6 protein-coding genes are annotated in these 4,746 nt (G+C 70.0%); 1 reads left to right on the plus strand and 5 read right to left on the minus strand.

Annotated features, from left to right (window positions below; translation table 11 throughout):
- The coding region (locus tag AC27VN_RS33080) for an oxidoreductase C-terminal domain-containing protein (RefSeq protein WP_490879307.1) at positions 1 to 522 on the plus strand (522 nt) is incomplete at its 5' end.
- Positions 523 to 534: 12 nt separating this feature from the next.
- Here the strand turns inward: AC27VN_RS33080 and AC27VN_RS33085 are convergent.
- The 5 genes from AC27VN_RS33085 to AC27VN_RS33105 form a co-directional block, all read right to left on the minus strand.
- Entirely contained in the window at positions 535 to 1,377 is an 843-nt protein-coding gene (locus AC27VN_RS33085; RefSeq protein ID WP_490879308.1) for an IclR family transcriptional regulator, read from the minus strand.
- Between the two features lie 95 nt (positions 1,378 to 1,472).
- Positions 1,473 to 2,192 carry an SDR family NAD(P)-dependent oxidoreductase gene (locus AC27VN_RS33090; RefSeq protein ID WP_057591225.1) on the minus strand — a complete coding sequence of 240 codons (720 nt, stop codon included), beginning with the start codon at positions 2,190 to 2,192 and terminating at the stop codon, positions 1,473 to 1,475.
- 25 nt (positions 2,193 to 2,217) lie between these two features.
- Positions 2,218 to 3,201: a tripartite tricarboxylate transporter substrate binding protein gene (locus AC27VN_RS33095; protein ID WP_093347213.1), complete on the minus strand. Its 984-nt coding sequence runs from the start codon at positions 3,199 to 3,201 to the stop codon at positions 2,218 to 2,220.
- A gap of 55 nt (positions 3,202 to 3,256) precedes the next feature.
- Positions 3,257 to 3,997 (minus strand): SDR family NAD(P)-dependent oxidoreductase, encoded by a 741-nt coding sequence (locus AC27VN_RS33100; RefSeq protein WP_296785832.1) that lies wholly within the window; start codon positions 3,995 to 3,997, stop codon positions 3,257 to 3,259.
- A complete protein-coding gene (locus tag AC27VN_RS33105) occupies positions 3,994 to 4,521 on the minus strand; it encodes a 2,4'-dihydroxyacetophenone dioxygenase family protein (RefSeq protein WP_296785834.1) in 528 nt (175 codons plus the stop codon). Before AC27VN_RS33105 ends, AC27VN_RS33100 begins: the two co-directional genes overlap by 4 nt.
- Positions 4,522 to 4,746: the final 225 nt, after the last annotated feature.

The following is a 4,746-nucleotide window of genomic DNA, read 5'->3' on the forward strand; positions in this document are numbered from 1 at the left end:
GACCTCGTGGTGGTCGGCATCGGTGCCGAGCCGCGCACGCAGCTCGCGGCGCAGGCCGGGCTCGCGGTCGACAACGGCATTCGCGTCGATGCGCAGCTGCTGAGTTCCGATCCGGCGATCTCGGCCATCGGCGACGTGGCGGCCTTTCCCGATCCGGCCAGCGGCCGCCCGATCCGGCTCGAGTCGGTGCAGAACGCCGGCGACCAGGCGCGCAGCGTGGCGGCGCGGCTCGCGGGCAAGACGGTGGCGCACGGCCCCGTGCCGTGGTTCTGGAGCGACCAGGGCGAACTCAAGCTGCAGATCGCCGGGCTGCGCGCGGCCGACGATACGCACGTGGTGCTGCGCGATGCGGCTTCATCGGCCGCCACCGTGCTGTGCATCCGCGAAGGACGCCTCGCGGCGGTCGAGACGCTCAACCGCGCGGGCGATCACATGCTGGCGCGCCGGCTGCTGGCCAAGGGCGTGGCGCTGAGCGAAGAGGAAGCGCGGGCGCCGGGCTTCCAGCTCAAGGCGCTGGCCTGAGCCGCACGCGCTTCAGAGCACGTCGCTGCCCGACAGCGAAGGCGTCTGCGCGATGCGCTCCGAGATGACGCGGCAGGCCTCGAGCAGCGGCGCCACGTAGGCCTGTGCCGGGTCCTCCTTCTGGCGGAACACCAGCGTGCTCACGCTGATCGCCGCCACCGGCACGCCGCCCGCGCCGCGGATCACCGCGCCGAAGCAGAAGATGCCGGCTTCGTTCTCCTCGTTGTCGACCGACCAGCCGCGCTCGCGCGTCTTCTGCACCTCGGCGCGCAGCGCTGCGGCATCGACGGTGGTGTTGGGCGTGTAGCGCGGCATCGGCAGGCGCTTGACCAGCGCCTTGAGCGCGCCGTCGTCGAGCGCCGCCATGTAGGCCTTGCCGACGGCGGTGGCGTGCAGCGACACGCTGGTGCCGATGCGCGAGGCCATGCGCACCGCGCTCGGACTCTCGAGCTTCTCGATGTAGACCATGGTCGTGTCGTTGGGCACGGCCAGGTGCACGGTCTCGCCCGTGAGGTCGCGCAGCCGCTTGAGCTCGTCGACGGCGGCCAGCCGCAGTTCGGAGCGGCCCCAGCTGCGGCTCGCGAGCTGGATCAGCCGCGGGCCCAGCCCCAGGGTCGCGCTGTGCGGATGCTCGACCAGCAGGCGCTCGGCGATCAGCGCCGCGACGATGCGGTGCACCGTGGGCCGCGGATAACCGCTCGCACGCATCAGCGCCGCGACGTTGACCGGCTCCTGCGCATCGGCCACCAGTTGCAGCACGTGCATGAACTTGGAGAACGAGGCGGTGCCCGCGACCTGGTTCGCGGAAGCGGCGGAAGAAGCGGGAGCGGCGGAGGAAGACCGGGGAGCGGGCATGGACGAAGGGACGAGGCCGGCGCGGGCACCGGCGGGAACGAGGGCCGGGCCATTATCCATACCCTCCATCCAGTCCACGCGCATCGGGCGCGCCCTCAGCTCACCATGTAGCCGCCGTCGACCGGCAGCACCACGCCGGTCATGAACGACGCGGCCGGCGTGCAGAGAAACATCGCGGCGCGCGCCACGTCGTCGGGCGTGCCCCAGCGGCCCAGCGGCGTGCGCGCGAGGATCGGGCCCGCGCGCGCGGGATCGTCCTGCAGCGGTTTCGTGAGCGGCGTCGCGATCCAGCCCGGCGCGATCGCGTTCACGCGGATGCCGTCGGCCGCGTAGGCGATCGCCAGCGACTTGGTGAGCTGGGCCACGCCGCCCTTGCTCGAGGCATAGCCGGGCACCAGCCCGCCGCCGAAGAAGCTCAGCATCGAGGCCGTGTTGACGATGCAGCCGCCACTCGCCTTGAGGCGCTCGCGCGTCATGCCGCACACGCGCATCGTGCCCGTGAGGTTCACGGCCAGCACCTTCTCGAACACCGCGAGGTCGTGCTCCGCGCCGCGCTGGATGATGCCGGCGCAGTTGAAGACGATGTCCAGGCGCTCGATGCCGCCGATCGCGGCCTCGAGGCTCGCGTCCGAGGTCACGTCGGCCTGCCGGACCTCGACCGCGGCATCGAGCGTGCCGTCGCCGTTGCCCAGGCCGATGGCCGTGACCTGCGCGCCGAGCGCGGCCAGGTGGTTGGCGATCACGGCGCCGATGCCCTGGGTGGCACCGGACACCAGTGCCCGCTTGCCCTTGAAGAGTGCTGCCTCGTAAGTCATGAAACGGAAGTTGCCTTTGCGTGGATCAGTTCTTGATGTCGAGCTTGCCCATCAGCGTCTTGAAGTAGGCGCTGTCCTTGGCCATCGTGGCCTTGAAGGCGACGTCGTCGGCATAGGCGAAGCCCAGGTTCTGCTTGTCGAGCACCTCGCGGAAGGCGGGCTCGTTGGCGGCTTGCTGGCTCACGGTCTTCAGGTAGGCGATGACCTCGGGCGGCGTGTTCTTCGGCGCCGCGATGCCGCGCCAGGTGCCGATCACCAGGTCGATGTTGCGTTCCTTGAGCGTGGGCACCTTCTCGAAGCCCTTCACGCGCTGCTCGGCCATCACGGCCAGCGTCTTGAGCTTGCCGGCCTGCACGTAGGTCGTGACCTCGGCCGGGCTCACCGCCACCGCGTCGATGTGGCCGCCCATCAGCGCGAGCACCGCGGGACCGGCGCCCTGGAACGGCGTGTGGTTGAACTTCACGCTGGTCTTGTCCTCGAGCGCGGCGGCCGCCAGGTGCCAGATCGAGCCGTTGCCGGCATTGCCCACGCTGAGCTTGCCGCTGTCCTTCTTCGCGGCGGCCAGGAACTCCTCGATGGTGTTCCACGGCGCATCGGCACGCACGGTGATCGCGGCCTGGTCGGCGTTGAGGCGCGCGATGGGCGCGAGGTCCTCGTAGGTGAACTTGGCGAGGCCCATGTGCGGCAGCGTCGTGAGTTCCACCGTGACCACCGCGAGGCGGTAGCCGTCGGGCTTGGCGTTGATCACGTCCTGCCAGCCGATGGCGCCGCTGGCGCCGGGCTTGTTGACGATGATCATGCTCTGCGGCATGTGCTTGCGCGTGGCATCGGCGAAGGCGCGCGCCAGTGCGTCGGTGCCGCCGCCGGGCTGGAACGGCACCACCAGCTCGACCGGCTTGTTGGGATAGTCGCGCGATTGCGCCGAGGCGGGCGCGGCGGCCAGCAGCGCCGCCACCGGCAGCAGCGACAGCGCCGCGAGGCGTTGCAGTTTCGAGGCGAAGCGAATCATGGGGTGTGTCTCCGTGGTTTGAAAAGGAATGGGACCGAAAAAACTTGGCGGCGCTTCAGTACGTGGCCCGACCGCCCGAGAGATCGAAGGTGGCGCCGGTGCTGAAGCTGCACGAGCCCGAGCACAGCCAGGCCACCATCTCGGCCACCTCGGCGCTCTCGCCCAGGCGCTGCATCGGGCTCTTGCCGATCATGGTCTGCACGTGCTCGGCCGACATCTGCTCGAGGATCGGCGTGCGCACCGCGGCCGGCGCGATCGCGTTCACCAGGATGCCGGTGGTCGCGAGCTCCTTGCCGAGCGACTTGGTCAGCGCGATCACGCCGGCCTTGGCCGCGCTGTAGGCCGAGGCATTGGGCGTGCCCTCCTTGCCGGCCAGCGAGGCGATGTTGACGATGCGGCCCGCGCCCGCGGCACGCAGGTGCGGCACCACGGCGCGGCACACGTTGAAGGTGCCGACCAGGTTCACGTCGACGATGCGGCGCCAGGTGGCGGGGTCGTAGGCATCGAGCGGCACCGTCGGTCCCGCGAAGCCCGCGCTGTTGACCACGAAGTCGATGCGGCCGAAGCGCGCGGCCACCGCGGCGGCGGCACGCTCGACCGTGGCGAGATCGCTCACGTCGACCTGCCAGGCGTCGTCGTTCGCAGTGGCCTCGGCCATGTCCCACACCGCCACCCGCGCGCCGCTGCGCCGCAGTTGCGCCGCGACTTCCGCGCCGATGCCGCTGGCACCGCCGGTGACCACCGCCACCGCGCCCGCGAAGTCGTAGCCGGCGCGGCCGTAGGCCGTCGTGCTCATCGGATGAACTGCTTGACGTAGTCCGCGCCGAGGCCGACGTTGTCGAAGTGCTTGCGGCACATGTCGATCTTGGTGAACACGTCCTCGTAGCCCATGCCCTTGCCCCAGGGGTCGGTGTAGTACATGACACCGTTGACCTGGAAGTAGGTGATCATTTCCTCGACGTCCTCGGGCACGTACAGCGTGTGCGTCTCGCCCGGCGGCTCGAACACGTAGCTGCCCTCGGTGGCTTCCCAGTCGTGCTCGAGATAGCGCCAGCGCCCCTTGAGCACGAAGCCGTGCACCGCCTGCGGATGGCGGTGGCGGCTCAGCACGCCCGACTTGCGCACCTTCAGCAGGTTCATCCAGTAGCCCTGGCTCGCGTTCAGGCACAGCGGGCGGAACCACACGTTCTCGGCCTGCGGCACCCACAGGCGCTCGTCGCTCGGGATCGCGTGCTGCACCACGATCTCGGGCAACGCGTCCGGAGGATTCGGGTACTGGTAGGGCATCTTCGGGGTCGGATCCGAATCATCGAGGGGCATGTCGCTTGTCCATATTGTGGATGTATGTCCATATTGTAGACATCGATGCCGAGGCCACGTCTTTGCGTAAACCCTGATGGCGCGCGCGACCGCACCGCCGCATCGGCGCGGCGGGTCGGATCACGGGGGTTGCGCTTGCGCTCAGTCGAGCCGGACGGCGGCGGGGAAGGCCTCGACGAGATGCTCGATGAAGGCGCGCGCGGCCGCGCTCATGCCGCGCCGGCT

This window comes from Variovorax sp. 20P10.2.4 (genome assembly GCF_058244205.1).

Coding starts and splice junctions, on each gene's coding strand:
- AC27VN_RS33085 (WP_490879308.1), bottom strand. CDS start 1,377: ATGCCCGCTCCCCGGTCTTCCTCCGCCGCTCCCGCTTCTTCCGCCGCT.
- AC27VN_RS33090 (WP_057591225.1), bottom strand. CDS start 2,192: ATGACTTACGAGGCAGCACTCTTCAAGGGCAAGCGGGCACTGGTGTCC.
- AC27VN_RS33095 (WP_093347213.1), bottom strand. CDS start 3,201: ATGATTCGCTTCGCCTCGAAACTGCAACGCCTCGCGGCGCTGTCGCTG.
- AC27VN_RS33100 (WP_296785832.1), bottom strand. CDS start 3,997: ATGAGCACGACGGCCTACGGCCGCGCCGGCTACGACTTCGCGGGCGCG.
- AC27VN_RS33105 (WP_296785834.1), bottom strand. CDS start 4,521: ATGCCCCTCGATGATTCGGATCCGACCCCGAAGATGCCCTACCAGTAC.